The organism is Blastopirellula sediminis, from assembly GCF_020966755.1.
GTDB classification, from domain to species: domain Bacteria; phylum Planctomycetota; class Planctomycetia; order Pirellulales; family Pirellulaceae; genus Blastopirellula; species Blastopirellula sediminis.
The window spans coordinates 2,076,633-2,103,070 of sequence record NZ_JAJKFT010000010.1 but is presented as its reverse complement, the minus strand read 5'-3'; the positions used below and the strand labels follow the sequence as shown (position 1 = coordinate 2,103,070).

The window sequence follows — 26,438 nt, the reverse complement described above, 5'->3', positions numbered from 1 at the left end:
GGTACGGAAAGTTACCCCAACGCATGTCTTCGATCGACCAGGTATTCGCTGACCTTCGCGCCGCCAACCGCAAGGCGTTCATCCCCTTCGTCACCGCCGGCGATCCGTCGCTCGACGTCACTTCGGCCGTGCTGAAAGAACTCTCGAAGCGCGGCAGCAGCGTCTGCGAACTCGGCATTCCCTACAGCGATCCGATCGCTGACGGCCCGGTGATTCAAGCCTCGTATACGCGAGCTTTGGACCGCAAAATCAAGCTGAGCCAGATCCTGGAGATGGCCGGCAAGACGACGCCCGAGATGACCGCGCCGCTGGTGACGATGGTCAGCTACGCGATCATCCTGCGTCATGGCCCGGAACAATACGTCCGCGACGCGAAAGCGGCCGGAGTCGCCGGCGCTATCGTGCCGGACCTGCTGGTCGAAGAATCAGGCGACTTCGCCAAGATCTGCAAGGCGAACGACTTCAGCCTGATTCAACTGGTCACCCCAACCACGTCCCGCGAGCGAGCTCTCCGCATCGCCGAAACTTCGACCGGCTTCATCTACTACGTCTCGGTCGCCGGCATCACCGGCGAACGGACGCAGCTACCGGCCGACTTGCTCGAGAACGTCTCATGGCTCCGCAGCCAAACCAAGGTGCCGATCTGCATCGGATTCGGCATCAGCCAGCCGGAACATGTCCGCACGCTGAAGAAAGTGGCCGACGGCGTGATCGTCGGTTCGGCGATCGTCCGCCGCATGAGCGAAATCGGCGAGAAGACCGAAGAGCAAGTCATCGCCGAAGTGGGCGACTACGCCGAGACGCTGATCGAAGCCCTCAACGAGTAACCCGCCCCTCTCAACGCAAGGTCGCCATCACCGTGTCGTACGTCGTCATTGAAAACGGAACGCTGCACGACCCGACTAACGACGTTGACGGCGAAGTGACGACCCTCTGGCTGCGCGACGGCAAAGTAGTCGCCGCGCCGACCGAGCCGAACCCGGAAATCAGCCGCCGCATCGACGCACGCGGCTATGTCGTCATGCCCGGCGGCGTCGATCTTCACTGCCACATCGCCGGCCCCAAAGTGAACGCCGGGCGAAAGATGACGCCCGACTATCGTCGCGATCATCGCATCCCGCGGACCGAACATACGCGCTCGGCGACCGGCGGTCTGGTTCCCAGCACCTTCGGCACTGGCTATATGTTCGCCGGGCTCGGCTACACCACCGCGATGGACGCCGCAATTCCTGGGCTCCATGCGCGTCACGCTCACGAAGAGCTCGCCGATACGCCGCTGATCGACAAAGGCTTCTACCTGCTGTTCGGCAACAATCACTTTGTGCTCGATCATGTACGGGCAGGACGCCGGGCCGAGCTCGACGCCTATCTTGGCTGGGCGCTGCACGCCGCCAAAGCGTACGGGATGAAGATCGTGAATCCCGGCGGCGTCGAAAACTGGAAACAAATCAGCCGCAAGTCGCTCCAGCAACTGGATGAGCCGGTCCCGCACTTTGGCGTGACGCCGCGACAAGTGGTCCGCGAACTGGCTGCTGCGGCCGACCGCCTCCGACTTCCGCACGCAGTCCACATTCACTGCAATAACCTGGGGATGCCGGGCAACTATCGAACGGCCCTCCACACGATGCAGTCGCTCGAAGGCGCCCGGGGGCACTTCGCCCATGTGCAGTTCCACAGCTACGGCGGCGACGAAAACGATCCAACCAGCTTCGCCAGCAGCGCGCCGGCCCTGATCGATTACGTCAACGCGCATGAGAACATCACCGTCGACGTCGGCCACGTGAATCCTGGCCGGACGCTTGGCATGACCGGCGACGCTCCGTTCGCCCAGCACCTGGCCGAGATGACCGGCAACCGCTGGTTTGCGGCCGACTGCGAGCAAGAGAGCAGCTGCGGCGTGATTCCGATGGAGTTCCAGCCGCAAAAGGCGCTGGTCCACGCGGTCCAGTGGGCGATCGGGCTCGAATGGTATCTGCGGATCGAAGACCCGTGGCGCGTCTGCATGAGCAGCGACCACCCCAACGGCGGCGCAATCTACCGCTATCCGGAAATCATCCACCTACTGATGGACGCCGATTTCCGTCGCGAGGCGATCGCCCAGATGCACGACCAGCTCGGCGGTCGCTCGACGCTGGCCGATCTCGACCGCGAGTACACGCTGCAAGAGATCGCCATCATCACTCGCGCGGCGCCGGCTCGGACGCTGGGGCTATCGCAAAAGGGGCATCTGGGCGTTGGGGCGGACGCCGACGTGACGATCTACTCGCCGCAGGCCGACATCCGCACGATGTTCGAGCGTCCCCGCTATGTGATTCAGGCGGGGCGAGTAATCTGCGAAGAGGGGCAAATCTTGGCCGACTTCACAGGACGGACAGTTTACGCAGAGCCAGAATTCGATTCCGAATTTCTCCCCCATATTGAGCGCTGGTTCAACGAACATTACACGATTCGTTTCCGTAACTACACCATCGCCGCCGAGTCGCTTGCCTCCGCCTCGGCCATTGCTTGCGGCTAGACGACCGCACCTCGATCAGCGCCCGCTGATGGGACATGCTAGCACTACGGCGACGGGCGATCGGTGCGCACCCGGTGCGTCCAAAATTGCTCTACACCTTCCGAGGCATTTCTGACATACTCCGCGCCGATGCTCGGTTAGCCAGGAAGGGATATCGCTGCGCATGCCCGAAATTTCGGTCATCATTTCCCAACGTAACTCCGGCGGTGCGTTGGTGGAACAAATGCCGGCTCTGCTCGACCAGCTCGATGCGCTCGAAAAAACGTTCGAGATCATCGTGGTGGATGACGCTTCGCGCCCTTCGACCGTCGAGACCATCGAAAACCTCTGCCGTCAGCTGCCGCCGCTACGAGCGATTCGTCTGGAACGCAAAGTGGGCCTCTCAGGCGCCATCGTGGCCGGCATTCGCGTGTCGGAAGGAGAAAAGCTGGTCTTCACTTCGGCAGGCCTTGAGTATCCCCCCAACCAAATCAAAGAATTGTTGGAAGCCCAGTCGCGAGGAGACCTGGTGATCGGACGCCGTCCGGCCAACTCTTCCTCTCGCTGGCTCAATCGCATCGTGCGATCTCCCCGTCGCATGCTGCTGGGGATGGACGTTCGCGATCCTGGTTCGCAGTTTTGGGCAGCTCGCCGCGAGGCGCTGATCCATACGCCGCTCCCCCGCGGATCGTACCGTTACCTGGCCGCGTTTGTGGCGATGCGCGGTTATCGCGTGACTGAAATCCCCATCCAGTACGATGCGCTAGCGGCGCCGGACGAACCGCTTAACGACGGTTGGCCCTCGCCCCTTAACTTGGCGTGCGCCTGGTGGTTGTGCCGGCGCTGGCAAGAGCCGAGCTATGCGGAACTACGTCGCACCGAGAACCTTTTACCAGAACTACGGGTCGCTTTTTTTGACGACATGCGCGAACCGAAACGCGCAGGCTGAAGCGGATCATAGGGAAGAACAATGAAGATCTTTTTCAGCGTCGGCGAGCCTAGCGGCGACTTGCATGGAGCGAACTTGATTCGCGCCTTGAAAGCGCGGCGAAGCGACTTGGAGCTGGTCGGTTACGGCGGTCCCAAGATGGCCGAAGCCGGCTGCCAACTGCACGCTGACCTGACCAAGCTGGCGATCATGTGGTTTCTGCGGGTCTTCCTGAACCTGCATCGCTTTATCGGTTTGATGCTGCAAGCGAATCGCTACTTCCGCGAGTCGCGCCCTGACGCCGTCGTCTTGATCGACTATCCCGGTTTCAATTGGTGGATCGCCGGTCGCGCCAAAGCGCACGGCATTCCCGTCTTCTACTACGGCACGCCGCAGCTCTGGGCTTGGGGCGGGTGGCGCGTGCAAAAGATGCGCAAGTTCGTCGATCACGTCCTTTGCAAGCTGCCGTTTGAAGAAGAGTGGTATCGCCAGCGCGATTGCAACGCCACCTTCGTCGGGCATCCCTACTTCGATCAACTTCGTCAGCATCGGTTGCATGACGGCTTCCTCGCCGATCAGCGCGAAAAAGCGGGCAAGCTGGTCGTCATCCTCCCCGGTTCACGTTCGCAGGAAGTCGCCGCCAATCTGCCGCCGTTCCTCGAAACGGCCAAGAAGATCGCCGACCAGGTTCCCGACGTCCGCTTCGCCGTCGCCGCCTACAACGAAAACCAGGCCGCCTACGCCTTCGAACGGATCATCGCCTCGGGACTCGATATCGAAGTCCAAGTCGATCGCACGCCGGAGCTGATTCATTCGGCTCACTGCTGCCTGGCTTGCAGCGGCAGCGTTTCGCTGGAACTTTTGTACCACGAAAAGCCGACCGTCATTCACTACAAGATCAGCCCGTTCGCGCTCTGGGTGCAAAGCTTCTTCCGCAAGGTGCGCTACATCACCTTGGTAAACATCTTGTCGACCGACCAGCCGTTCTACGACGAAGAGTACTACACCTACGATCCCGACGCCCTCAACGCCGAACAGGTCCTCTTCCCCGAGTACCTGACGTGCGAAGATCGGACCGGCGACATGGCGACGCGCATCGCCAACTGGCTGCAAGACGATCCGGCCTACGCCGCCCGCGTGCAAGAGCTGCACAAGCTGCGAGAAAAAGTCGCCGGCGGCGGAGCTTCGGTTCGCGGCGCTGAGTACATCCTCAGCAAACTGGCCGGCGAAAGCGTCGTAGCGACCAAACGCGCCGCGTAAACCGCAACACTAACCCGAGGCGCGAGCCGAGGGAATGCGGTGGGCTAAATGACGAATGTCGAAACCAGAATGTCGAATGAAAGAGGTTTCGTCATTCGAGCTTCGACATTCGTCATTCGCTTGCGATCGCATTCCCTCGGCTCGCGCCTCGGGTTAGTGTTGTGCGAGCGCACCTCTCACTAAAACCCTTCCTCAATCCCACCCGGCGGCAACAGATCGCACAGCGGGCACGACTCGCACTTCGGCGTCTTGCGACAGTGCGCATTGCCGACGCGCACAAGCAGCGCGTGGTACTCATTGAACAGCGCCACATCTTCCGGCAGCTGACTCACGAACAGGTCCTGGATCTGGTGATAGTCCGCTTCCTGGTCGATCCAGCCATGCCGCTTGAGGACCCGCGCCGTATAGGTGTCGACGACGAACGACGGCAAGTTCCCGGCGTACAGCAAGATCGCGTCGGCCGTCTCGGGACCGATGCCGTTGAGCGCCAGCAGGTCTTCTCGCAGCGAATGGACGCTGCAGGCGAACATCGCATCGAGATCGCCGTGATGCACCTCTACGACATACCGCATCAGGTTCTGCAGTCGCTTCGCTTTCAGGCGATAATAGCCGGCCGGGCGAATGATTTCGGCCAATTCCTCGAGCGGCGTCTCCTGCAGCTTGAAGGGATCGAACAATCCCTCCTCTTTCAGATTGACGATCGCTTTTTCGACGTTTTTCCACGACGTATTTTGCGTCAAAATGGCGCCAACCATGATTTCCAGCGGCGAGTCCCCCGGCCACCAAGATTGATGGCCGTAATGGGCGAGCAGCCGTTCGTAGACGTCCAACAATGATATCGACATGAGCGGGTATGCGGGTGTAGATACCTGGGCTGGAGCCGATCTCCATTTCTCCGACAATATCGATATTCCCCTTTCCGCTGACAACCCATCCCGTAAATTCGATGCCCGACGCCGAACCTGCACCGCCCTCCTCCGGCTACTTCGCCGAGTCCGCCCGGCCGCTTGTGAGCCTGGCGTTCGTCGTGCCGATGCTGGTGGTCTACGAGGTCGGCGTGTTCGCACTCGGTCCGCAAGCGATTCGTAACGGCGTCGACGTCTGGCTCCGCGAACTGCTGATCGTGCTCGGCTTTGGTCAATACTTTTTGCTGCCGCTGTTGACCTGCGGTTGCCTGCTGGCCTGGCATCACCTGAAAGAACAGCCCTGGAAGATTTCGCCGGGGGTGTTGCCGCTGATGCTGCTTGAATCGGCGGCGCTCGGCCTGATCTTGTTGGGACTGGCGCATTGGCAAGCCGCGCTGTTGAAAGCGGAGATCGCGGCCGAGGGAAGTTCCGTTCTGCCCAGCGAAACGATCCGCCAAATGATTGCGTATTTCGGCGCCGGGATCTATGAAGAACTTCTGTTCCGCTTGATGTTGATTCCGGCGTTGTGGCAAGTCGCCATTTGGCTCGGAACGCCCAAGATGGCCGCGACCGCAATTGCGATCGTCGGTTCCAGCTTGATTTTTTCGGCCGCTCACTATGACTTTTTTACGTCCGCTGGTGAGGCGTTTCAGTGGTATAGTTTTCTATTCCGTTGTTCGGCCGGCTTGATCTTCGGCGTTCTGTTTAGCTTCCGCGGGTTCGGCATCGCGGCCGGTACGCACGCGCTCTACGACGTCTTTGTGGCGCTTGCTTAATCGCGACTGCTAGCGATTCTCAGCGCACACGAAAGGCGAATGTCAAGTCCTTGTGAACAAAGAGTTACGGGACATAATCGAATCAACAAGAGACGCGAAAAGCTCTCTTTGTGACCGGTCGATACGCAACGTATAATTGGAGCGTCGAGCCGATCACCGATTGGTTCGAGAGCCGGCACTTTCACCCACAGGAAGCTTCCCGCGTGCTATCGATTCGTCCCAAAGTCGCTGAGTTGGTTTTCCAACTCTACAGTCGTTCGCTCCACCCGGAGTTGTTCGAGATCTACAAGTCTCGAACGATCCAGCGCGGCGGCTACACTTTGAAACTCGATATCACAAGCGTCGGCCACATCATCACATGGCGCTACGAAGGGATGACGCTGACCGAAGTTTGTGCGAGCGCCCATCAGCCGCTCCCGCAACGTCGTCGCGTGATCGCTTATCAGCTCAAAGGACGTCGCGTCGACAAACTCGATTGCCACGGCGGCGTCGGCTATAAGGCGGAGTTTGAGCTCGAACCGGTCACCACCAAGCTCTTCCGGATGTGCCAACGCGAACTGTCGTACGACCCGAAGCAAGGACTCGTCCACCAGTTTGACTCGAGCGGCCGGATGAACTTCGGCGCCCTCAGCTACATCAACGCCGAAACCCGCAGCCGCAGCGCCTTCATCCAGGCCTTCCACACGTTCCCAGACGACAACGTGATCGTCAAAACGGAATCGTACTTCCAACTGCCGTAGCGCAAGCGAGAAGGCCTCTCAGGCCGCTCCTCGCAGTCTTTCTTTCGTAGGTTGGGTGCACCCAACGATGCGTGCGGGTGGCACTGCTGGCTTGCCCAGCAGTGTGGAATTGCCAAATAACTTGGAGTCTATCAAGAGACATGGAGCCCCTCGCATATGAATGGGCGTTCCTTCCCATGCGACCTGGCAAGCGAACACTGCTGGACAAGCCAGCAGCGGCACACGGCCTTAGCCACCCTACAAAAATCGTTACTCCGGAAACTCCCGCAGCGCCGGTTCGATCGACAGATCATTCAAACAGTCGATCAACATCCGGAAGCGTCCTAGACTGCGGCGATTGAATTCAAACACCAATCGCGGCAGCGGCGCCAAATCAGGCTGATCGCTTTCATGCGGCAGCGGATCGCTCAGTTTGAACCGGCCGCGCACCAGAATGTCCTGGAACTCGGTTTGAATCTGTTCAAATAATTCGGGCGACGGCGCCTCTTGAATTCGCAATACCAACTTGTCGCGGACATACCGCATGCTGTGGTAGTTGCGATAGAAGCGGAGCGTTTCTTCGACCGCCGCGTCGCAGCTGTCGGTTACTTTGTAGATCGCCAGGTCCTCTGGCGAAATCAAACGTTGCTTTAGCAGCGGATCGAGGATGAACTCGTGGAACTTCTTCCAATAGTAGCCCCCTGGTTCGTCGACCAGGATCACCGGACACATGTCTCGTTTGCCGGTCTGCAGCAGCGTCAACACTTCAAACGCTTCGTCGAGCGTACCGAAACCGCCGGCGAAACAGACGACGGCGTCGCACTCTTTGACGAACATCAGCTTGCGGGTAAAGAAGTACTTCATGTGGACGAGCTTTTCGTCCCCCAGGATCACTTCGTTGGCGTCTTGCTCGAAGGGAAGCATGATGTTGAGCCCCATCGAGTTCTCACGGCCGGCGCCCAAGTGCCCCGCTTCCATGATCCCGCTTGCTGCGCCGGTAATGACCAGCCAGTTCTTCTCGGCGATCTTCTGGCCAAACTCCAGCGCCTGTTGAAAGCTGGGCGCCCCTTCTGGAGTTCGTGCGGAACCGAACACCGTCACCTTGCGCCGATGGCGATACGGAGCGAAAACTTTGAACGCGTAACGGAGCTCTCGCAGCGAACGACTCAAAATTTTTAGGTCGCCGCGAGAAGAATCGTCCGCCGCCAACTTGTCGGCGGTATCCCGAATTTGCTGAATTAGCTCCTCGGCGGTGATCGCAGCGCGACGGGCGGCAGCTTCGCCCTTTCCTTTCGACGGGTTCGCCGAATCCTCTTTGATATCGGTCATGTAATTATCTCCCACACAATCATAGCCGAGAGGGCAAGCTTCCCTTATTGATTTGCAGGATAATTGGGACGCGAATAAAACTCTGCCCATTGGCCAAATCGCCACCCACAAATGAGGTACTCCATCCGGCAGGAGACGCATACACCGCTACAGATGCCGCCTCGAATTGCGGTATATACACAACCCTTTATTGGTTTAACAATAAGCGCAACTGCTTTATTTTTAATGGGTTGTAAATTTGGGCAGGCGGATGTAGACTGAATTTCAGAGTGTTTTTTGAATTCTTCCGGAAAACATCTCGACACCCTTTATCCCTCCGTGTTCGCTCCCTCGTTTTAGCTATCAACCAGGTCTTATCGCGCTTTGTGCGAGAGCAGCGCAACGAAGTCAGCATGGTTAACATCCAAAGGAAGCGCGACGTAACGGTCATTGAATTTGGTCGTGAGTACGACAGTCTCGACGAGTCGAACCTCGGGAAAACCGCGCAGCAACTGATCGAGGTCGCCAAGCACGCCGATCCGCCGCTGGTCGTCTTTGACCTCTCCTGCACGCGGTTCTTCGGTTCGTACTTCATCCAGTTCCTGATTCGCACCTGGAAGCTGGTCAAGAAGAGAAACGGCCGTCTGGTTTTGGCCGGCCTGGACGATCCCTGCTTGGGCGTCTTGCGTCGCTCCAAGATCGATTCGCTCTGGGAGCGGTTCCCCTCGGTCGACGCCGCCGTCACCGATCTGGTAGGCGAATCGTCCTAACGTCTGCGCGTCTTACGCCTGCGAACCGCCAGGAGGTTTTCCTTTTCCCTGGCTGATGTAGTTGGCGCGCATCGCCGCATATTCTTCCGGCGTCGGCAATTCGTCCGACGTTTCGCCGGCAGCGACCGCTTGATCAAACAGTCGCTGCAAAAAGGGACGGCACCATCCGCAGCCGGTCCCTGCGCCAAAACATTCGCTCAATTGTCCGACGCGCCGCGGTTTTTCAATCCGCAGGAAATTCACAACTTTGCGTTTCGTGACGTGAAAACAGAGGCAAAGTTCGTCGTCAGGCTGCATCGCTTCGCTCCGCGTTACTTTTGCGGCGGCTGAATGCCGAAGTCCTCGATCGTCAGCAGCGTACGCAACTTGTAACCGGCGGCGGCGAACGCGGCGGCGCCCCCTTCCAACCGATCGACAATCGCGATCACTTCCCGCACTTCCAATCCGGCCGCTTTGACCTTTTCGATCGCTTGCAGCGAGCTGCCGCCGGTCGTGACGACGTCTTCGACGATCACGCACGACTGTCCGGAGGTGACCGGACCTTCGACATCGCGTCCGGTGCCGTGGGCTTTCGCCTCTTTGCGGACGATGAACCCGGCCAGCGATTTCTCTTGAACCGCGGCCATGGTGATGACCGCCGCGGTAATCGGGTCGGCGCCGATCGCCATGCCGCCGACGGCGTCCGGCAGATCCCCTTCCAGCATTTCGAGGATCCCCAGCGCCACTTGCAGCGCCCCCTCACTATCGAGGGTCACTTTGCGGCAATCCATGTAGTAGGAGGCTTTTTTGCCCGAAGCCAGCGTAAAATCGCCGAACTGGAGCCCCTTTTCCCGTACAATTTCGATCAGTCGCGCTTTGTCGTATTTCATGATTTTGGTATCCGTCGCCGCTAGAGATTCAAGCCTCTATGGTAGCAAGCGACGCCCGGTCGCCGTAGTACGCATTGACGCGCCCGCCGACCGAATTCGCCGCACTTCCTATTCCGGCCGTAATCCGCACCCCTGGGGCAACTCTTTCCCATGATCGTCACGCTTGTCGCTTGCGTCCTCCTCTCCGCAGAGACCGCCGAAAAGCCTTCGGCGCCCGAACCAATTACCGCCTATCACGTGATCAATCTCGAGGGGTGGGACGTCTACGTCAACAAACGCCTGCTCCGCGAAGAGAAAGAGCTGGGAGACGAAGCGACGCAGTTGCTCAAAGACAAGCTGCGGGAGATCTGTCGCCTTGTTCCGAAACGCCCGCTGGCCGAGTTGCAAAAGACGCCGATCTGGCTCGAATTGGACGACGACAAATTCGATCCTTGCGCCTGTTATCATCCCGACGTCGCCTGGCTCCGCCAAAACGGTTTTCTCGACAAAAAGGAAAAGTGCGTCGAGATCTCCAACGCAAGGACGTTCCTGGACTGGTCGCGTCAACAACCGTTCATGATTTTGCACGAGTTGGCCCACAGCTACCACGACCGGGTTTTTGGTTACGACGACGCGGCGATCAAAGCGGCGTACGAGCGAGCCAAAGAGAGCGGCGAATACGAGAAGGTGCTCCGGCACAATGGCAAAGAGGAACGCCACTACGCGATGCAGAACCCGATGGAATACTTCGCCGAAGGAACGGAAGCCTACTTCGGCACGAACGACTTCTATCCGTTCGTCAACGTCGAGCTGAAAAAGCATGATCCGCAGTTGCACAAACTGCTGGGAGAGATCTGGCGCGACTAGCTACTAGTCAGCCATCCACTTTTCGAGTCGAGCGGCGACATAGGCGAAGTCGGTTAGATGCTGATGGTAATCAAGCGCCGTAGCGACTCGGTCAAGCGTCGCCGGGCTCGGCGGTTTTCCCTCAGCGTCCCGATTGTCGGCGAAAATCTTGTTGCGGCTCAGCACTTCGCGGAAGCCGGCGTTGTTTTCGGTCGCCAGCGCCATCGACAGTTCCGAGACCTCCACCGAAACCTGCAGCAGTTCATCCGGAATCGCGCCCCGCTGGGCGACCACGTGACAACGTTCCAGCAGTTCAACCGCTCGCGCAGTAAAAACGCCCCACAGCCGCAACATCCCGCCGACCACGCGACGTTCGATCGTTTTGTTGCCGTTTGCATAGCGAAACGGAGTCACCAAATCGATGACCGGATTGATCTCGTTGGCGGTGTAGATGCAGATGTCTTTCCGACGCGTTTCCATCATCGCGCGGACGATCATCACCGCCGCTTGTCTTTGCGACGGCAGAGAGACGGCGCTGAGCTGCGGAATCTCCAGCACGCGTCGCCACGCTTGGACGGTCGACAAACGTCGCGAAGGAATCGCTTGCGGGTAGACGATCAGCGGCGCCGAGCGACCAACCGCCTGCAACAATCCAATCAAATCTTCGGTCGAACCGCCGGTCGCTTCGTCGAGGGCGACGGCGATCGCATCGGCTCCCGCCGCGCGTAACTCACTGGCCATCGAGAGCGCTTCGCTTTCGCCAACCAGCGCGATCCGCAGCCACGGCTCGTGATTGTTTTTGTTTGGCATCGCGAGGAGCGAAGCGAGCAATTCGCGCCGCAGCTGCGGCGATCCGCTCGTGAGATCCGCGACCGCTCCTCCGGTTCCAGCCGTCGCGTAGTAGCGCCACAGCAATCGCTGCCGGAGCGGGTCGAATTGACCCTCCGTCGCCGCGATCGGCGCGATCGGCAGGCAAAGCCCATCACAGAGCCGATCGCGAGTGGTTGTATCGGAATCCACGAGACGTAACTCGTTAAGCGTTGAACGAGATAATGCGCTTAAAGTGAAGCGTATTCTTTTTGATCGTCCCGGCTACAACTGTTCTAGAGATTTTTCACGTAAATCGCCAAATAGGGGCTACTGGCGTCGGAATATTCGTTCCGAGACGAATTTTGCGGTCACGTTGGCCCCGGTCCAGAACCACTCACTACGGTAATAGGCGGCCACCCCGAAAATCAGACCCAGGACGTAGACAAAGAAGGAGTCCGAGAACCACATCGCGGCGACGACCACCCCGAAAATCAGCGAGAGGACCTGCATCGAAGAGTCGAACCCCCACGACCAGATCGCATAACAGACCAGAAAACCGATCGCCCCCCCCGCCAAGAATCCGAACGCCGGCTGCGCCGCTTCGCTGGCCCGCGCAATCGCCAACATAGCTAGCGGAACGATGATCAACAGCCCCAGCAACAGCAACAACAGCCGGGCCAGCCATTTCTGAAATCGGGATCCGCTTGCGCGATCCGGCGGAGCGACATTCGACATACTGAAAGCGATTGAGCCGTATCATACGGCTCGCTTCGCCGACATGCTGCGAAGGGGAGCCGAGATTATTCGAACTTGGCGGTCCGCGCCTCGCGGACCGCTCTAGCTGTATTGTCGGCGAAATTGTCGACCTGATTCAACCCTCGCAGCAACATTGCGTGCCCATCGACCACCACATCGTCCAGTTCGGCCTCTTCCATCGAGCGGACCAGGCTCGACAGCCGCCCCGCTTGTTCGCGGAGTCGATCGACCACGCGGGCAATCCGTTCGCTCGAGTAAGGCTCCTTCCGTCGGACGCGATCCGCTCCATCTTCTTCCTGCGTCATCTTCGGCTTGCCGTTCTTTTTCGCCATGACTTTCAATCTCCTCCCCTATTCCCCACGAAACTTTGCTGCGGATCGAAATAGGCGATTCGTAATTGTTGAACAGTTCTCGCGGAATAACCGACTTACTTCCCAGCCGATTGCGAACAGTCGTCGAGATATTTCTCTTCGATCGATTCGCGAGTGTTGGAAAGCTTCTCAGAATAAGGGGCAAACCGCCGAATTCCGTTTAGTTTGCCGCAGGTTTTGGTTAAGATCTGCAAAATCTCGGCGACTTTCGCTTGCGCAGCGGACGGAAACTTGGTTTTTGCCCCCCGATTCATGGCCAGCGACTGCCAGATTCTGTACAGTAGCGGCGTCATTCCGCCATCGTCGCTCGTATTAGGGAACCAATCGCTTTGGAATTGCCCACCCTCTTCGCTCAGTTCGTCGGCCTGGCGGTCGTCATCGTCATCGCCGGCAGCTTCATGACCAAAGCCGCCGACGTGATCGGCGAGAAGTCAGGGCTCGGCAGTTCGCTGGCCGGCCTCGTCCTGTTGGCCGCGGCGACCAGCCTTCCCGAATTTGCGATCAACATCAATGCGGTCCAGCTTCCCGACTACGCCACCGGCGTCGACCTGGCGATGGGAAATATCTTGGGAAGCTCCCTCTTCAATCTGTTGATCCTCGGCGTCATCGATTTGGCGATTCGTTCGAAGACGCGGATGTTCAGCCCCCTCTCGGCGGCGCATGCCCTCTCGGCGTTGGCCAGCGTCGCGCTCACTTCGATCCTGCTCCTCTTCTTGCTGCTGCATCATCAACAGACCGATCTGCCGCTCGCGTGGGGACATGTCGGACTCGGCTCGCTCGGCGTCGGTTTGTTTTACCTCTTCTCGCTCCGGCTGATCTATCTCGACCAACAAGTCGCGGCGACGTTAGAGGCGCCGCTGCTGGAGGAAGCGGAAGAAAAGAAGATGTCGCTGACCCGCGCGATTGCGACCTACCTGATCGCGACCGTCGTCATCTTCATTGCGGCTCGCTACTTGTCGATCGTCGCCGATCGGGTGGCGGAAGTGACGGGACTCGGCGGCAGCTTCGTCGGCAGTACGTTTCTCGCGCTAACGACCAGCCTGCCGGAAATGGTCACCACGATCGTCGCCGTCCGGATGGGCGCCTCCGACATGGCGATCGGCAATATCCTCGGCAGCAACGCGTTCAACATCGCGATCATCCTGCCGGTCGATGCGTTCTATAGTCGCGGCGCCATTTTGCAAGACGCCAGCGGCGTGCACGCGGTGACCGCCGGCCTGGTGATCTTCGTCACGTGCGTGGCGACGATGGGGATTCTCTATCGGGCCGAAAAGCGTTATCTGCTGGTCGAGCCCGACGCGCTGCTTGTCGTGCTGCTGGTGATCGCATCCCTCTACGTGATCTATCGACTGACCAACCCTGCGGTTCAAGCCGAAGAGCCAACTGCCTCTCCGGCAATAGAAGAAACGTCGCGCCGCCGCGGTCCGCCCTCAGTCATAGATCGGGAAAAAGGCGCCGAACGCCGCTTCGCAGAAATGCCCTGGATCATTGAACCGGCGATGCCGATCAAGCTGATTGATCGCTTTCATCTGCGGCTCGCTTAGTTCAAAGTCGAACAGCGCCAGGTTCTCGGCCAGCCGCTGGACGCGGCTCGTCTTCGGAATCACCGCCACGCCGCGTTGCACGTTCCACTTCAGAGCGATCTGCCCCGGCGTTTTGCTATGCGCTTCGGCGATCGCCAAGATCGTTTCGTCGCTCAGCAAGTCTTCTTCGCTGGTCGCCATCCCCAGCGGAACGTACGACGGAGCGCCCAGCGGCGAGTAGCCGGTCACCGCGATTCCTTGCTGCTGGCAATAGCGGATCAGCCGCGTTTGCGCTAGATACGGATGCAGTTCGACCTGCAACACCGCCGGCGTCGCCAAGGTGGCGGCGGTGATCTCTCGCAGTAGTGAAATATTGAAGTTGCACACGCCCAAATGCCGCGCCAGGCCTGCCGTTTTCAGCTCCTGCATCGCTTGCCAGGTCTCGGCTTGCGGCACGGCGATCGGTCGCATCGCGGGCTCGGCCGCACTGGGATCGAAGAACCACGCCGGCGGATACCGCGTTTCCGGTGACACGTACTCCAGCGCGATCGGAAAGTGAATGTGATAGAGATCGAAGTAGTCGATCTGCAAGTCGCGGAGCGAACGTTCAGCCGCGGCTCGCACATGCTCCGGCCGATGATAGGTGTTCCAGAGCTTCGACGTGATCCAGAGATCTTCGCGACGGCAAAGTCCCTGCTGCAGCGCCTTTTGCAACCCGGCGCCAACCGCCTCTTCGTTGCCGTAATCGCAAGCGCAGTCAATGTGGCGATAGCCGGCCTCGATCGCGGCGACGATCAGATCAGGCAAGATCGCTGCGTCAATCTTCCACGTTCCCAAACCAACCAGCGGCAGTTTGCCGCCGCCGGCGACCGTTAGCGTATCGTTCATGTCGAACTCGTATCTTTGGAGAGAGCGGCGCCCTGTTCAGAAAAACAGGGCGATACAAAAGAAACCGTCTAGCGGCCGACGTAATCCTGACGCATTGGCCATTTGCCCAGCGTCACCGTCAGCTCGATCGGTTCACCGTCACGGAGGATCTTCATCTTGATTTTGTCCCCCACTTTCTTGTCTCGCAAGAATTCGGTCAGCGCCGTGAAGTGCGGAACGTCTTTGCCGTCGACCTGCTCGATCACATCCGCCTTACGTACTCCCGCGGCGAAAGCGCTTCCTTCTCGCGGCACGTCTTCCACCGTGCAGGGAGACTCGGCGATCGTTTGTCCCTGGACTCCCAAAAAGGCGCCGTTGCGAATATCCATCCGCCGCGGATCGCCGCCGAACTGGGCGAACAGTTCCGCTTTCCCTTTTTCGGAGAGCTCGGTGCCGTACAGTTCCGCTTTGATCAATCGCCCCATCTTGCCGAACATCGGAATCACTTCGTCGTCGATCGGCAGATAGTAGAACCGCACGTTTTCCAGTCGCGGCAACAGCGGGTTCAACTCGCCAAGCGCCTCGTCGTCGATGTTCGGCGTTTCTTTGATCGTCAGCAGTCGCACGTTTTGCATCGTCGCGACCTGTTTCAGATATTCGGCGGTGATCTTCTCCCCCGACATCTGCACGTCTTCGATAAAGCGGAGCTGACGCAAATAGTACAGCTCTTTCGGTCCGCCCTTGTAGCTGTCGTCAATCGTGACGCTCGGTCCGCGCGACGGATCGACAAAGCCGGGCGCCGGCATATATTCGCTGAACTTCAGTCCCAAACTGCGCAGCACCCGCCGCGAGCGTTCCTCTTGCAGCGTCGCAACTCGGTTGAGCGTATCCTGGGCGTATTGCGAGACCCCGTCGTTACCGGCCGCCGCGATCAACTCCAGCCGTTCGGTGGCGGCGATCTCGGCGTTGATGTCGTCCCCCAGCGTAAATCGCTTCAAAATATGGATGCAGCGGATCGATTTTTCGAGACTGCCGCTCGAAACCGCCGCCGTCAGCTCATCAATCGCCTCCGGTCCGGCGTGCGACAACTTTTCGGTCGCATCCTCGCGGATCAAAAACCGCTCCGAATCGAGCTTCGCGATCAAACGGCGAACCTCGTCCGCCGACATCGCAGGCGCCTGATTTTCCGGGGTTCCTTCTTCCGTCGTCGTTTCGACAGGAGCTTGCGCAAAGATCTGGGAGGCGCAACACGCGATCAGAACAAGCGATATATAGAAGAGAGACGGTCTCAACGGCCGTTCCTTGATTAGCGGCATTTTGGTAGGCGGTCTTTCGTATTCTCCCCCGATCTTCACAATAATGCCAGAGGAAAACAATCTGACTCCCCCAATCCACCCCTGCTGACTTGTTTACGCCTGACCAATATCAACTGCTCGACTTTGGCGATGGACGCAAATTAGAGCGTTTCGGGCCTTTTCTGCTCGATCGCTTGTCTCCCTCCGCCGAAACCTCCCGGCCTGCCCAACGTCCGTTGTGGCGGGAGGCCGCGTGTCGCTACGAGCGAACCGACGGCGATCGCGGAGTCTGGCGCCCCGCCGATGCGTTGCCGTCGACCTGGACGATTTCGCACGGGCCCTTCTCGTTCGAGCTGAAACCGACCGATTTCGGACACTTGGGCATTTTTCCGGAGCAGGCCGAGAACTGGGACTGGATCGCCAAGACCGTTGCGACGCGGCCGTCAGCCAAAGTTTTGAATTTGTTCGCCTACACCGGCGGCAGCACGCTCGCCGCCGCCGCGGCCGGCGCGGAAGTGGCGCACGTCGACGCCGCGAAGAACGTCGTGCAGTGGGCGCGGCGCAATGCCGAAATCTCAGGCCTTACCGACGCCCCGATTCGCTGGATCGCCGACGACGCCCGCAAGTTCGTCCGCCGCGAAGTGAAACGGGGCTCGCAATATGACCTAATCATCCTTGATCCCCCCAGCTACGGGCACGGCGTCAAAGGAGAAGTTTGGCGCGTCGATCAACACTTGCCTGAGCTGCTCGCCGAACTCCGCACCATCTCGACCGACGACGCCGCGATCCTGCTGACCTGTCACTCGCCGGGACTTGGTCCGGTCGAACTGCGACAGATGCTCGAGCGTTATTATTTCGAGCGACGCGTCGCCGGGCTCGAAGCGCGTCCTTTGTTCATTCCTTCCGCCGACGATCGGCGACTCCCCAGCGGCATCTTGGCTCGCTGGTCGCAATAACACGGAATCACCCCATGCCAGAGCGGATTACCAGCGTCCAAAACCCGCGGATCAAAGCGGCCGCCAAGTTGCGTCAGCGCCGCGCTCGCGAGCAGCAAGGGCGGACCATCATCGACGGCGTCCGCGAGATCGACCGCGCGTTGGCGAAAGGCTTCCCGCTCCTCGAACTTTTTCTCTGCGACGAAATGCTGGTCGGCGCCGAAGCGGACGCGCTGCGCAATCGAGTCGATAGCCAGCGCGACTTGAACGTCTACGAAATCACCCGCGACGTCTGCGAGAAGCTCTCCTTTGGCGAACGTGCCGAAGGCGCCGTTGCGGTCGCCAACTATCCCGACACGGCGCTCGACGCGAGCGTTCTCTCCGCATCGCCGCTGATCGTCGTGCTGGAAGGGGTCGAAAAGCCGGGCAACCTCGGCGCGATTCTCCGCACTGCCGATGCGGTTGGCGCCGATTGCATGATCGCGGCCGATGCGAGAACCGATCTTTTCAATCCGAATGCGATCCGCGCCAGCCTCGGCACCATCTTCGCCGTCCCGACGTTTGAAGCGACCACGGCCGAAACGTTCGCCTTCCTCCGCGCGGCCGGCGTCCAGATGTTCGCCGCCCGCGTCGAAGGCGCCGTCTCGTATGAACAGGTCAGCTTCGCCGGACCAACGGCGTTGATCCTCGGCAGCGAAGCGGAAGGACTCTCGGGTCGCTGGCTCGCCGACGACGTCACCAACATCCGCCTCCCGATGCGCGGCATCGCCGACAGCCTGAACGTCTCCACCACCGCCGCCGTGCTCCTCTACGAAGCGGACCGCCAACGGCAACACTAGCCCGCAGCGCAAGCGAGGGAAATGCGTCGGGCTAAATGACGAATGTCGAAATCAGAATGACGAATGGAAGAGGGTTCGTCATTCGAGCTTCGACATTCGTCATTTGCTTGCGAGTCCATTCCCTCGCTTGCGCTGCGGGCTAGTGTTGGGATTCACCCTTGCGGCCGATGGTGAATTGTCGTTCGACTTGAACTACAATCACACCTATCCCATCCCCCGCTATCCTCCACCGCCAGGAGCCGTTCCTCATGCCTGCTCGTCCTTGGCTCGTCGCAATCGTCCTGTCGCTCGCCGCCTCTTCCCTTTCGGCCGCCGACGGCAAGTACAACGTTCTCTTCATCATCTCCGACGACCTCTCGGCCGAAGCCCTTTCGTGCTACGGTCATCGCGAGTGCAAATCCCCCAACATCGATCGACTCGCCGCGCGGGGCGTGAAGTTCACCCATACCTATTGCCAATACCCGGTCTGCGGGCCATCGCGGGCGGCGCTAATGTCGAGCATGCACACGTCGACGATCGGCGTGATGAACAACGGCCAGTCGACCAACTTCACGAAGAATCTCGGCCAGCGTCACAGCATGTCGCAGCACTTTCGCGACAATGGTTACTACGCCGCCCGCGTCAGCAAGATCTATCACATGAGCATCCCCGGCGACATCACCGCCGGCGCACCCGGCGCCGATCATGCGGCGTCGTGGGACGAGGCCTTTAACTGCAAAGCGCCCGAGTGGATGAGCGAAGGGGAAGCGGCGGTCTATTCCAACGAGAAGCTGAACAAAGATCCCGACAAGCATTACGGGCTCGGCTTCGGCACCGCCTTCTACGCCGTCAAAACGTCGACCGACGGAACCGAACAAGCCGATCACCAAGCGGCCGACAAAGCGATCGAATTGCTGCGCGAACACAAAGACGAACGCTTCTTCCTGGCGGTCGGCATGGTTCGCCCGCACGTGCCGCTAGTCGCGCCGGCCAAGTTCTTTGGTCCGTATCCGGCCGACAAGATGACGCTCCCGCCGAAGATCGCCGGCGACTGGGACGACATCCCCAAGGCCGGCATCTCCCGCAACAGCAAAGCGACCGGCATGACGCTCGACGGTCAGCACGAAACGCTATCGGCCTACTACGCGTCGGTCGCCTACATGGATTATCAGGTCGGCCGCGTCCTGGACGAATTGAAGAAGCTCGGCCTCGACAAAAACACGATCGTCGTCTTCACCGCCGACCATGGTTATCACCTCGGCGAACATGACTTCTGGCAAAAGATGAGTCTGCACGAAGAGTCGACCCACATCCCGCTGATCATCGCCATCCCCGGCCAAGCGCCAAAAGTGGTCAACGGCCTGGCCGGACAGATCGACATCTACCCCACGCTGGCCGAACTCTGCGGCCTGAAGATCCCCGACTACCTGCAAGGAGTCAGCCAGGTCGCCGCGATCAACTCTCCCGAGACGTCGGCCCGCGACGAGATCCTTTGCCAAACCAACAAAGGAAAACTCCTACGAACCGATCGCTACGCCTACATCGCCTACAGCGACGGGAGCGAAGAACTGTACGACATGGAAACCGATCCGCAGCAGTACACAAACCTGGCGAAAGATTTGGCGTCGCAAGATGATTTGATCAAGCTGCGGGAGCAACTCAAAAAGCAAGCCGACTTGGCGAAGCCACTGAAGTAGAAAACGCCAACCGACTCAACACTAGCCCGCAGCGCAAGCAAGGGAAATGCGGCCGGAAGAAAAGCGGACAGCGGAGAGCCGAAAGCGGCAAGAAGAAAACCAACACTAACCCGAGGCGCAAGCCGAGGGAATGTGGCCGAAAATAATCAGCGCACGAGAGGCCTTTCGGACGAATCAAAGGGGACGGGGGTCAATTTCGTTGCGGCCTTGAAAAGGCCCCCCATCCCCTTTGAATTCGTCTGCACTTTGAGTGCTGTGGGAAAATGAGCCTGACGCAAACACAGAAACAACTCTTGGAAGGCATTCAGAACGCCGTTGCCCTCGACAGGACCAAGACCTTTGACTATTCCACGGAATACCTCGGTTACTTGCCGTTCGGCATGTATCATTGGATTTCCGTAAATGGAAAAGATATTGGAACTCCCAACGTCCCGTTTGAGTTCTCCAGCGACGATCTCGACAAGTTGGAAGTCGAGGGACACATACGCAAAACAGATCATTGGGTTGACCCCAAAGACGGCTCTCGTACGAAGACCACGTATGTAATTGAATGACCGTGATGGGGCCAAGCCCTCCCGGAAGGGAACGCTCTTCGTAAACGTTCTATGTTTTCGGGAAGAGTGAACGGAACCCGTGCCGCTTACGGCCGGATTGGGTCAAACGCTGGGCGCACTGTCGCCTGCGACAGTGACATGGGACTGCAGCGTCCGCCATTTCCGCCCACTTAGATCGCCTCCAACTCGTCGCATTGGTCAGAGCTACGTTTCGATTCTTTGAAGCGGATACCCAAATCTCTGCAGCGCGTCGAGAAAAGCGTTCCAATCTCCCTCCGTCACTTCATCGGCAATTAGCTTGGCGGATTGGATCTTCCCAGACGCTTTTTCGTACTCAATTGTCACCGAGCATCGCAGCGCCATCCTCTCCGCTTCCTCTTCTACCGTGACTTTCTTGATCCGTTCCTTTCCCAATGCCCCCTTCCCACGGCTGTGCATAATTCTGAAGCCGTGCTTGTCGACTAGTAACGAATACCGATGCAAACGAAGTCCAAAACAGATCCGACGACGTCCCCTCCCCTGAACGAATAGGCTTTCGCCGCTCTCGGAATGACGGATTTCCGTAAGTACTATTTCGATCGTCACGTTGGCCAAAGTTCCAAGTTGCCGAGGGGGCGCTTCCAATCTTTTTAACCGCTTTTGATTCCAGACGCCGCACTAAAATTCTTGCTTGACAAAGCGCACGGATTCGTGGTCGATTCCGGGGTGCGAACGGGTCTGTCTGGCAGCGCTCTTGGCCGCGGGCAATGTTGCGCGAGCGGGCGATTGCTGAGATGGACTGCTCATTGGCAATTTGGATGCGAAGCGAATCGCAACCTGGTTGGCGACCTGGCGCGAAAAAAACGGGCGGTCCAGTCCACTGCTCGGTCAATGTTGATGCGTTAACGACAAATTGGTTCGCGTGTGGTCCAGTCGCGTCTGCAAAAAAACGGGCGTTGAAGTCCAGTCCAGTCGGCGTGAAAAAAATCGCGCCCTGCGGTCCACATGATGGGCGGTTTAGGAAAGACGCATTTGGGTCTCCAGAGACGCGAAAAGGAATGATTCGTAATCCAGTCCAGTCCGGGCGAAAAAAAACGGGCGGTCCAGTCCACTGCTCAGTCGATGTTGATGCGTTCACGAAAAATCGGTTCGACCGTGGTCCAGACGCGTCTGCAAAAAAACGCGCGTTGGAGTCCAGCCCAGTCGGCGTGAAAAAAAATCGCGCGCTGCGGTCCACATGATGGGAAGTTTAGGAAAGACGGCTTTGATTCCTGGAGTAGCAAAAAGAAATCGTTCGTAGTCCAGTCCACTCCGAACGAAAAAAACGTGCGCCGCGGTCCAGTCCCAGAATTGGGTGAATGACGAATGTCGAAGACCGAATGACGAATGAAGTTGGAATGAGAAAAAAAATACCGGTCCGGGGTCCCATTTTTGGTCAGGCCGCAAATCGATGAATGAGTCCGGGTTTGGAAGACATGCTCTTCTCGCGAAGACGCGATAAGAGCATGGCACCGGGCTTTACGCGTTCTCCGCTTGCCACTCGGCGGCGCGGAGCGTGTTTTCCATCAGCATGACGATCGTCAGCGGGCCGACGCCGCCGGGGACGGGGGTGATCGCCGAGGCGACTTCCTTCACGCTGTCGAAATCGACGTCGCCGCAGAGGCCGTCGTCGGTCCGGTTGATGCCGACGTCGATGACCGCGGCGCCCGGTTTGACCATGTCGGCGGTGACGAACTTCGGTTTGCCGATCGCGGCGATCAAGATGTCGGCGGTGCGGCAGATCGTCGCCATATCGGCGGTCCGGCTATGGCAGACGGTGACCGTCGCGTTGGCGGCCGACGAGCCGCAGGTCGAGTCCTTTTGCATCAACATCATCGCCATCGGCTTGCCGACGATTTCGCTCCGGCCGATGACGACCGCATGTTTGCCGGCGGCCGAAATGCCGCTCCGATGCAAGATCTGCATCACGCCGTGCGGCGTGCACGGCAGAAACCGGGGACGCCCTTGCGAGACGAGACCGACGTTATGCGGATGAAAACAATCGACGTCTTTGGAGGGATCGATCGCGTCGAGGATCAGCGTCTGATCGATTCCGTTGGGAAGCGGCAACTGGACGAGGATGCCGCTCACCGCCGGATCGGCGTTGAGCTGGGCGACTAGCGCCAACAGTCCTTCGGCGGTCGTATCGGCCGGCAGACGGTGCATGAAGCTGGCGATCCCCATGCGACCGCAGGCCCGCTCCTTGTTCCGGACGTAGACCTGGCTGGCCGGATCTTCGCCGACCAGAACGGCCGCCAAACCGGGCTGACGTCCGGTTTTGGCCTGAAATGCGGCGACCCGTTCCTTAATTTCGAGTTCGATCTGCTGGGCGATCGCCTTCCCGTCCAAGATTGCCGCCGCCATGCCGAGCTCCTAACTGCTTCGCCTGAAAGCCCCAAACCGCGGTAAAAACCGCATGGGGAGAGAGGTCGCTATTGTATCCGCGCCTCGCATTGGGGGTATCCCCCGCATTTCGAGCCGAATTTGAAAAAAAGAGAAATCAATTTCCAAGCGCCCTGCAATCGAACGCCTGATCGCCGTTACGTTCAAATCGGATAACCGATATACTACCCCATTGCTGGCGGGAACGCCGCAATCTACCTAGTTCCACAGACCCACATTTCACTCCAACTTCAACGGATCACGATGTCGACGGATCAAGCCCTCAGCCCGGTGGACGAATTCAAACGCGACAGCAACTACCTGCGTGGGGAAATCGCCCAGGAGTTTGTCGACGGGACCGATCACTTCGGCAAGTCGAGCATCCAGCTGATGAAGCATTTCGGCATCTATCAGCAAGATGACCGCGACGCCCGCTCGTCGAACCGAGCCGCCGGTGGGGGGAAATCGTACATGTTCATGATTCGGACCCGCATCCCGGGCGGCGTGCTGACGTCCGAGCAGATGCTGGTCGAACTCGATCTGTGCGACAAGGTGGGGAACGAAACGCTGCGGATCACCAGCCGTCAGGCTTTGCAGCACCACGGCGTGATGAAAGAAAGCCTGCAGACGCTGGCCCAACAGCTGCGTCAGGTCGGCCTGTCGACCTTGGGCGCTTGCGGCGACGTCAACCGTAACGTGATGTGCTGCCCGGCGCCGCTGTACGGCGACAGCGTGCGGACCGAGATGCAACAGACGGCGTCTCGTTTGGCTGAACACCTGGAGCCGAAGAGCGGCGCCTATCGCGAGATCTTTTTGCAAGATCCGGAAACCGGCGAGAAGGAAAAGATCGCCAGCGGCGAAGTGATCGAACCGCTCTACGGCAAGCAATACCTGCCGCGCAAATTCAAAATGGGGATGGCCCTGCCCGAAGATAACTGCGTGGACGTTTACACGCAGGACCTGGGGATGATTTGCGTTCATGAGAACGGCAAGATCCTGGGCTACAACATCCTGGTCGGCGGCGGTCAAGGTCGCACGCCGAGCGCCGAGAAAACCTTCCCGGCCTTGGGTCAACGGATGACCTTCGTGACGCCCGATCAATTGATCCCGGTCATCGAAGCGGTCATCAAGGTGCAGCGCGACTTCGGCAACCGCGAAGATCGCAAGGTCGCGCGTATGAAGTACCTGATCCACAACTGGGGCCTGGAAAAGTTCAAAGCCAAAGTCGAAGAGTACTACGGCGCTTCGCTACCGGAACCGCACCCGGCCGATATCCATGGCTTTGACGACCACAAAGGTTGGCACGAGCAAGGAGACGGCAAGTGGTTCTATGGCTTGAACGTCGAGAACGGACGCATCAAGGATGACGAAACGATCCAGCTGAAGACGGCGATTCGCAAGATCTGCAATCAGTTCAATCCCGGCATCCGTCTGACCAGCCACCAGGACATCATGTTCTGCGACATCGCCGAAGCCGATAAGCAGGCGATCATCGACATCCTGAAAGAGCACAAGGTTCCGCTGACCGAAGAGATCTCGAACGTCCGTCGCTGGTCGATCGCCTGCGTCGCGTGGCCGACCTGCGGTCTGTCGATCACCGAAAGCGAACGTGCGCTGCCGGGGATCATCGACGGCCTGGAAGTCGAACTGGCGAAGCTGGGCCTCGATTCGGAGAAGTTCACCGTTCGCATGACCGGCTGCCCCAACGGATGTGCTCGCCCGTACAACAGCGACGTCGGCCTGGTCGGTCGCGCGAAGGAAAAGTACACCATGTTCCTCGGCGGCCGCTTGCTCGGCAACCGCTTGAGCTTCATCTACAAAGACATGGTCCCGGCCGACGAAGTGGTGGCCGAACTGACCAAGGTCTTCGCGTTCTACAAAGCGGCGCGCGAAGAGGGTGAATCGTTTGGCGACTTCTGCCATCGCCAAGGTAAGGAATCGATCGAAGCGGCGGTCAGCGAGTAATCGCTGGCCAGCCGTTTGCGGCAAGGCTAAACTGGCTGCGTGTCTGAAATCACCATCAAACTTGTAGCCGCCCTGCTGGTCGGTGCCGTCCTTGGCTGGGATCGCGAAAGACGTCAAAAGTCGGCGGGCCTGCGCACCTATATGCTGGTCTCGCTCGGCGCCGCTTCGCTGATGATCGCCGGGCTGCAGTTGCAGCAGGAATACGGCGGGACCGACCTGGTCGCCGTGCGACTCGACGTACAGCGGATCTTGGCGGCCATCATTGGCGGCGTTGGGTTTCTTGGCGCCGGCTCGATCATTCAGGCTCGTCACAGCGTGCACGGCGTGACGACGGCGGCCGGCATTTGGATTGCCGCCGCAGGGGGAGTCGCGTGCGGCTGCGGCTATTTTCATCTCGCGGCAATGTCGGCAATTTTGGCCTGGATCGTCATCGTCGGCGTCGGCCGTTTTGAAAAGTGGTACTTTGGGAGCGACGACGAATAACGTCCGGCTCATCTATTGCGATTCTCGAAATCCTCTCAGCGATCGCGCGGCGACCAGCTTGGCCTACCGACCGCTCTAGATTCGGCCCAATAAGACGATGGCCAGTCAAAAATAGGCGGCATTTTGGCCGTTAGCAGGTTTTTCCTCTCTGGCATGACGTTTGCCTTTTAGTTCCACGCGTGGGGCTAACACCGCATCTGTCACGAGAGGAGAGAACCATGTCACTGGAAACCAAACTAACGCTCAACGAATCGACGATTGAGAAGCTCCAGACGTTGATTCGCGCCAACATCGATTCGTACGACGGTTTCCGCGAAGCGGCGCATCAGATCGATGACCCGCTGGTTGCGGAGCTCTTCCGCGAAATGGCGGCTGAACGTTCGACGCTAGCGGCCGAGTTGCAAGATTACGTCACCTGGAACAACAAGAAAGCGGAAGACGACGGCTCCTACGCGGCGGCGCTCCATCGCACCTGGATCGACATCCGGGCTCTGCTGAGCGGCGGCGACGCCTACGCGATCCTGTGCGAAGTGGAACGTGGCGAAGACCACATCAAGCATGCCTACGAAGACGCCCTGAAGGCGACCGTCGGCAGCGCCATGAACGACGTGCTACAACATCAATATGCCCAGGTCAAGCAGGGGCACGATCGCGTCCGCGATCTGCGCGACGCCTTCAAATCAAATTCGTAACCCGACCTCAGGTTTCGCCTGCGTCGCCGTAGACCGTCGACGACGCGGCGATTCTGCTGACGCTGGGGCACATCTATCCGCGCCGCGTTGGCGCCATTTGGAGAAACAAGACGATGAACGCAATGACGAAGCTGCTGACTCCGACTCTGGTGGGCTGCGCGCTAATGCTCGGCGTAACCGTGACTCAAACCGGTTGCGACCACAAAGAGAAACTGATCGATATCGAAACGCCTCGTGGCGAAGTCAAAGTTGAGCAAGATAAAGATACCGGCGACATCAACGTCGAAGTCAACCGAGATCGACAATAGCGCGATTGCCGTCGAGGCTCGTTCTCTATAGATGGGGCGAATCCTGCACGCAGGGTTCGTCCCGTTCGCTTCCCCTGCGTATCCCAGGGAAGGCTTTCCTACGCGAATTG

At 59.1% G+C, this 26,438-nt stretch carries 27 protein-coding genes; 17 read left to right on the top strand and 10 right to left on the bottom strand.

All coding sequences use genetic code 11. From position 1 onward, the window contains the following. Positions 1–23: 23 nt before the first annotated feature. The 4 genes from trpA to lpxB all read left to right on the top strand — a co-directional run bounded on the left by trpA (position 24) and on the right by lpxB (position 4,682). Complete coding sequence (gene trpA / locus LOC68_RS20140; RefSeq protein WP_230222075.1) at positions 24–827, top strand: tryptophan synthase subunit alpha; 804 nt, start codon at positions 24–26, stop codon at positions 825–827. 32 nt (positions 828–859) lie between these two features. Continuing rightward, the gene (locus LOC68_RS20135; RefSeq protein WP_230222073.1) at positions 860–2,515 is read left to right on the top strand and encodes a formylmethanofuran dehydrogenase subunit A; all 1,656 of its coding nucleotides are present in this window, start codon (positions 860–862) and stop codon (positions 2,513–2,515) included. Between the two features lie 163 nt (positions 2,516–2,678). Continuing rightward, positions 2,679–3,443, top strand: a complete 765-nt coding sequence (locus LOC68_RS20130) for a glycosyltransferase family 2 protein (RefSeq protein WP_230222071.1) — start codon at positions 2,679–2,681, stop codon at positions 3,441–3,443. A gap of 21 nt (positions 3,444–3,464) precedes the next feature. Next, on the top strand, positions 3,465–4,682 hold the full coding sequence (gene lpxB / locus LOC68_RS20125) for a lipid-A-disaccharide synthase (protein WP_230222069.1): 1,218 nt from the start codon (positions 3,465–3,467) through the stop codon (positions 4,680–4,682). 179 nt (positions 4,683–4,861) lie between these two features. Here the strand turns inward: lpxB and LOC68_RS20120 are convergent, their stop codons facing one another. Then, positions 4,862–5,527, bottom strand: a complete 666-nt coding sequence (locus tag LOC68_RS20120) for an endonuclease III domain-containing protein (protein ID WP_230222067.1) — start codon at positions 5,525–5,527, stop codon at positions 4,862–4,864. A gap of 101 nt (positions 5,528–5,628) precedes the next feature. Between LOC68_RS20120 and LOC68_RS20115 the strand changes: the two genes are divergently transcribed. Continuing rightward, on the top strand, positions 5,629–6,363 hold the full coding sequence (locus LOC68_RS20115; protein ID WP_230222065.1) for a CPBP family intramembrane glutamic endopeptidase: 735 nt from the start codon (positions 5,629–5,631) through the stop codon (positions 6,361–6,363). Positions 6,364–6,473: 110 nt separating this feature from the next. Continuing rightward, the gene (locus LOC68_RS20110) at positions 6,474–7,103 is read left to right on the top strand and encodes a DUF2617 family protein (protein WP_230222063.1); all 630 of its coding nucleotides are present in this window, start codon (positions 6,474–6,476) and stop codon (positions 7,101–7,103) included. 249 nt (positions 7,104–7,352) lie between these two features. Here LOC68_RS20110 and LOC68_RS20105 read toward each other — a convergent pair whose 3' ends face one another. Next, entirely contained in the window at positions 7,353–8,411 is a 1,059-nt protein-coding gene (locus tag LOC68_RS20105) for an LOG family protein (protein ID WP_230222061.1), read from the bottom strand. 392 nt (positions 8,412–8,803) lie between these two features. On the opposite strand from LOC68_RS20105, the gene LOC68_RS20100 reads away from it, so the two are divergent. Further along, positions 8,804–9,160 carry an STAS domain-containing protein gene (locus LOC68_RS20100; protein ID WP_230222059.1) on the top strand — a complete coding sequence of 119 codons (357 nt, stop codon included), beginning with the start codon at positions 8,804–8,806 and terminating at the stop codon, positions 9,158–9,160. 12 nt (positions 9,161–9,172) lie between these two features. On the opposite strand, the gene LOC68_RS20095 is transcribed toward LOC68_RS20100, so the two are convergent. Both LOC68_RS20095 and pyrE read right to left on the bottom strand, forming a co-directional pair. Continuing rightward, positions 9,173–9,457, bottom strand: a complete 285-nt coding sequence (locus LOC68_RS20095) for a (2Fe-2S)-binding protein (protein WP_230222057.1) — start codon at positions 9,455–9,457, stop codon at positions 9,173–9,175. Positions 9,458–9,471: 14 nt separating this feature from the next. Next, positions 9,472–10,029, bottom strand: coding sequence for an orotate phosphoribosyltransferase (pyrE, locus tag LOC68_RS20090; protein WP_230222055.1), 558 nt, complete (start codon positions 10,027–10,029; stop codon positions 9,472–9,474). Positions 10,030–10,179: 150 nt separating this feature from the next. Between pyrE and LOC68_RS20085 the strand changes: the two genes are divergently transcribed. Continuing rightward, positions 10,180–10,875: a metallopeptidase gene (locus LOC68_RS20085; protein WP_230222053.1), complete on the top strand. Its 696-nt coding sequence runs from the start codon at positions 10,180–10,182 to the stop codon at positions 10,873–10,875. A 3-nt stretch (positions 10,876–10,878) separates the two neighbouring features. Here LOC68_RS20085 and LOC68_RS20080 read toward each other — a convergent pair whose 3' ends face one another. The 3 genes from LOC68_RS20080 to LOC68_RS20070 form a co-directional block, all read right to left on the bottom strand. Next, complete coding sequence (locus tag LOC68_RS20080) at positions 10,879–11,874, bottom strand: hypothetical protein (RefSeq protein WP_230222052.1); 996 nt, start codon at positions 11,872–11,874, stop codon at positions 10,879–10,881. Positions 11,875–11,991: 117 nt separating this feature from the next. Continuing rightward, on the bottom strand, positions 11,992–12,399 hold the full coding sequence (locus LOC68_RS20075; RefSeq protein ID WP_230222050.1) for a hypothetical protein: 408 nt from the start codon (positions 12,397–12,399) through the stop codon (positions 11,992–11,994). A 65-nt stretch (positions 12,400–12,464) separates the two neighbouring features. Next, positions 12,465–12,752, bottom strand: coding sequence for a hypothetical protein (locus LOC68_RS20070; protein ID WP_230222048.1), 288 nt, complete (start codon positions 12,750–12,752; stop codon positions 12,465–12,467). A 368-nt stretch (positions 12,753–13,120) separates the two neighbouring features. On the opposite strand from LOC68_RS20070, the gene LOC68_RS20065 reads away from it, so the two are divergent. Further along, the gene (locus LOC68_RS20065; RefSeq protein ID WP_230222046.1) at positions 13,121–14,335 is read left to right on the top strand and encodes a sodium:calcium antiporter; all 1,215 of its coding nucleotides are present in this window, start codon (positions 13,121–13,123) and stop codon (positions 14,333–14,335) included. Here LOC68_RS20065 and LOC68_RS20060 read toward each other — a convergent pair. Next, complete coding sequence (locus LOC68_RS20060) at positions 14,222–15,202, bottom strand: aldo/keto reductase (RefSeq protein WP_230222044.1); 981 nt, start codon at positions 15,200–15,202, stop codon at positions 14,222–14,224. The genes LOC68_RS20065 and LOC68_RS20060 overlap by 114 nt on opposite strands. Before the next feature lie 68 nt (positions 15,203–15,270). Continuing rightward, positions 15,271–16,473: a PDZ domain-containing protein gene (locus LOC68_RS20055; RefSeq protein WP_230222042.1), complete on the bottom strand. Its 1,203-nt coding sequence runs from the start codon at positions 16,471–16,473 to the stop codon at positions 15,271–15,273. A 113-nt stretch (positions 16,474–16,586) separates the two neighbouring features. On the opposite strand from LOC68_RS20055, the gene LOC68_RS20050 reads away from it, so the two are divergent. From LOC68_RS20050 to LOC68_RS20035, 4 genes are all read left to right on the top strand, one after another. After that, positions 16,587–17,432: a class I SAM-dependent methyltransferase gene (locus LOC68_RS20050; protein WP_230222041.1), complete on the top strand. Its 846-nt coding sequence runs from the start codon at positions 16,587–16,589 to the stop codon at positions 17,430–17,432. Between the two features lie 14 nt (positions 17,433–17,446). After that, entirely contained in the window at positions 17,447–18,250 is an 804-nt protein-coding gene (locus LOC68_RS20045) for a TrmH family RNA methyltransferase (protein ID WP_230222039.1), read from the top strand. 248 nt (positions 18,251–18,498) lie between these two features. Further along, positions 18,499–19,926: a sulfatase gene (locus tag LOC68_RS20040; RefSeq protein ID WP_230222037.1), complete on the top strand. Its 1,428-nt coding sequence runs from the start codon at positions 18,499–18,501 to the stop codon at positions 19,924–19,926. Between the two features lie 263 nt (positions 19,927–20,189). Then, positions 20,190–20,480 carry a hypothetical protein gene (locus tag LOC68_RS20035; RefSeq protein WP_230222035.1) on the top strand — a complete coding sequence of 97 codons (291 nt, stop codon included), beginning with the start codon at positions 20,190–20,192 and terminating at the stop codon, positions 20,478–20,480. A 1,497-nt stretch (positions 20,481–21,977) separates the two neighbouring features. On the opposite strand, the gene folD is transcribed toward LOC68_RS20035, so the two are convergent. Next, on the bottom strand, positions 21,978–22,862 hold the full coding sequence (gene folD / locus LOC68_RS20030; RefSeq protein WP_230222034.1) for a bifunctional methylenetetrahydrofolate dehydrogenase/methenyltetrahydrofolate cyclohydrolase FolD: 885 nt from the start codon (positions 22,860–22,862) through the stop codon (positions 21,978–21,980). A gap of 282 nt (positions 22,863–23,144) precedes the next feature. Here folD and LOC68_RS20025 point away from each other — a divergent pair, with 282 nt between their 5' ends. From LOC68_RS20025 to LOC68_RS20010, 4 genes are all read left to right on the top strand, one after another. Next, positions 23,145–24,845: an NADPH-dependent assimilatory sulfite reductase hemoprotein subunit gene (locus tag LOC68_RS20025; protein ID WP_230222032.1), complete on the top strand. Its 1,701-nt coding sequence runs from the start codon at positions 23,145–23,147 to the stop codon at positions 24,843–24,845. 39 nt (positions 24,846–24,884) lie between these two features. Further along, positions 24,885–25,328, top strand: coding sequence for an MgtC/SapB family protein (locus LOC68_RS20020; RefSeq protein WP_230222030.1), 444 nt, complete (start codon positions 24,885–24,887; stop codon positions 25,326–25,328). A 218-nt stretch (positions 25,329–25,546) separates the two neighbouring features. Then, a complete protein-coding gene (locus LOC68_RS20015) occupies positions 25,547–26,020 on the top strand; it encodes a PA2169 family four-helix-bundle protein (protein WP_230222028.1) in 474 nt (157 codons plus the stop codon). A 113-nt stretch (positions 26,021–26,133) separates the two neighbouring features. Then, entirely contained in the window at positions 26,134–26,328 is a 195-nt protein-coding gene (locus tag LOC68_RS20010) for a hypothetical protein (protein WP_230222026.1), read from the top strand. Positions 26,329–26,438 lie beyond the last annotated feature (110 nt).

What these genes read in the sequence shown, in the direction of transcription:
- LOC68_RS20060 (WP_230222044.1), bottom strand. Translation starts at nt 15,202, where the DNA reads ATGAACGATACGCTAACGGTCGCCGGCGGCGGCAAACTGCCGCTGGTT.
- LOC68_RS20095 (WP_230222057.1), bottom strand. Translation starts at nt 9,457, where the DNA reads ATGCAGCCTGACGACGAACTTTGCCTCTGTTTTCACGTCACGAAACGC.
- LOC68_RS20025 (WP_230222032.1), top strand. Translation starts at nt 23,145, where the DNA reads ATGTCGACGGATCAAGCCCTCAGCCCGGTGGACGAATTCAAACGCGAC.
- LOC68_RS20100 (WP_230222059.1), top strand. Translation starts at nt 8,804, where the DNA reads ATGGTTAACATCCAAAGGAAGCGCGACGTAACGGTCATTGAATTTGGT.
- LOC68_RS20105 (WP_230222061.1), bottom strand. Translation starts at nt 8,411, where the DNA reads ATGACCGATATCAAAGAGGATTCGGCGAACCCGTCGAAAGGAAAGGGC.
- LOC68_RS20045 (WP_230222039.1), top strand. Translation starts at nt 17,447, where the DNA reads ATGCCAGAGCGGATTACCAGCGTCCAAAACCCGCGGATCAAAGCGGCC.
- trpA (WP_230222075.1), top strand. Translation starts at nt 24, where the DNA reads ATGTCTTCGATCGACCAGGTATTCGCTGACCTTCGCGCCGCCAACCGC.
- LOC68_RS20075 (WP_230222050.1), bottom strand. Translation starts at nt 12,399, where the DNA reads ATGTCGAATGTCGCTCCGCCGGATCGCGCAAGCGGATCCCGATTTCAG.
- LOC68_RS20085 (WP_230222053.1), top strand. Translation starts at nt 10,180, where the DNA reads ATGATCGTCACGCTTGTCGCTTGCGTCCTCCTCTCCGCAGAGACCGCC.
- LOC68_RS20010 (WP_230222026.1), top strand. Translation starts at nt 26,134, where the DNA reads ATGAACGCAATGACGAAGCTGCTGACTCCGACTCTGGTGGGCTGCGCG.
- LOC68_RS20120 (WP_230222067.1), bottom strand. Translation starts at nt 5,527, where the DNA reads ATGTCGATATCATTGTTGGACGTCTACGAACGGCTGCTCGCCCATTAC.
- LOC68_RS20070 (WP_230222048.1), bottom strand. Translation starts at nt 12,752, where the DNA reads ATGGCGAAAAAGAACGGCAAGCCGAAGATGACGCAGGAAGAAGATGGA.
- lpxB (WP_230222069.1), top strand. Translation starts at nt 3,465, where the DNA reads ATGAAGATCTTTTTCAGCGTCGGCGAGCCTAGCGGCGACTTGCATGGA.
- LOC68_RS20130 (WP_230222071.1), top strand. Translation starts at nt 2,679, where the DNA reads ATGCCCGAAATTTCGGTCATCATTTCCCAACGTAACTCCGGCGGTGCG.
- LOC68_RS20040 (WP_230222037.1), top strand. Translation starts at nt 18,499, where the DNA reads ATGCCTGCTCGTCCTTGGCTCGTCGCAATCGTCCTGTCGCTCGCCGCC.
- folD (WP_230222034.1), bottom strand. Translation starts at nt 22,862, where the DNA reads ATGGCGGCGGCAATCTTGGACGGGAAGGCGATCGCCCAGCAGATCGAA.
- LOC68_RS20015 (WP_230222028.1), top strand. Translation starts at nt 25,547, where the DNA reads ATGTCACTGGAAACCAAACTAACGCTCAACGAATCGACGATTGAGAAG.
- LOC68_RS20035 (WP_230222035.1), top strand. Translation starts at nt 20,190, where the DNA reads ATGAGCCTGACGCAAACACAGAAACAACTCTTGGAAGGCATTCAGAAC.
- LOC68_RS20115 (WP_230222065.1), top strand. Translation starts at nt 5,629, where the DNA reads ATGCCCGACGCCGAACCTGCACCGCCCTCCTCCGGCTACTTCGCCGAG.
- pyrE (WP_230222055.1), bottom strand. Translation starts at nt 10,029, where the DNA reads ATGAAATACGACAAAGCGCGACTGATCGAAATTGTACGGGAAAAGGGG.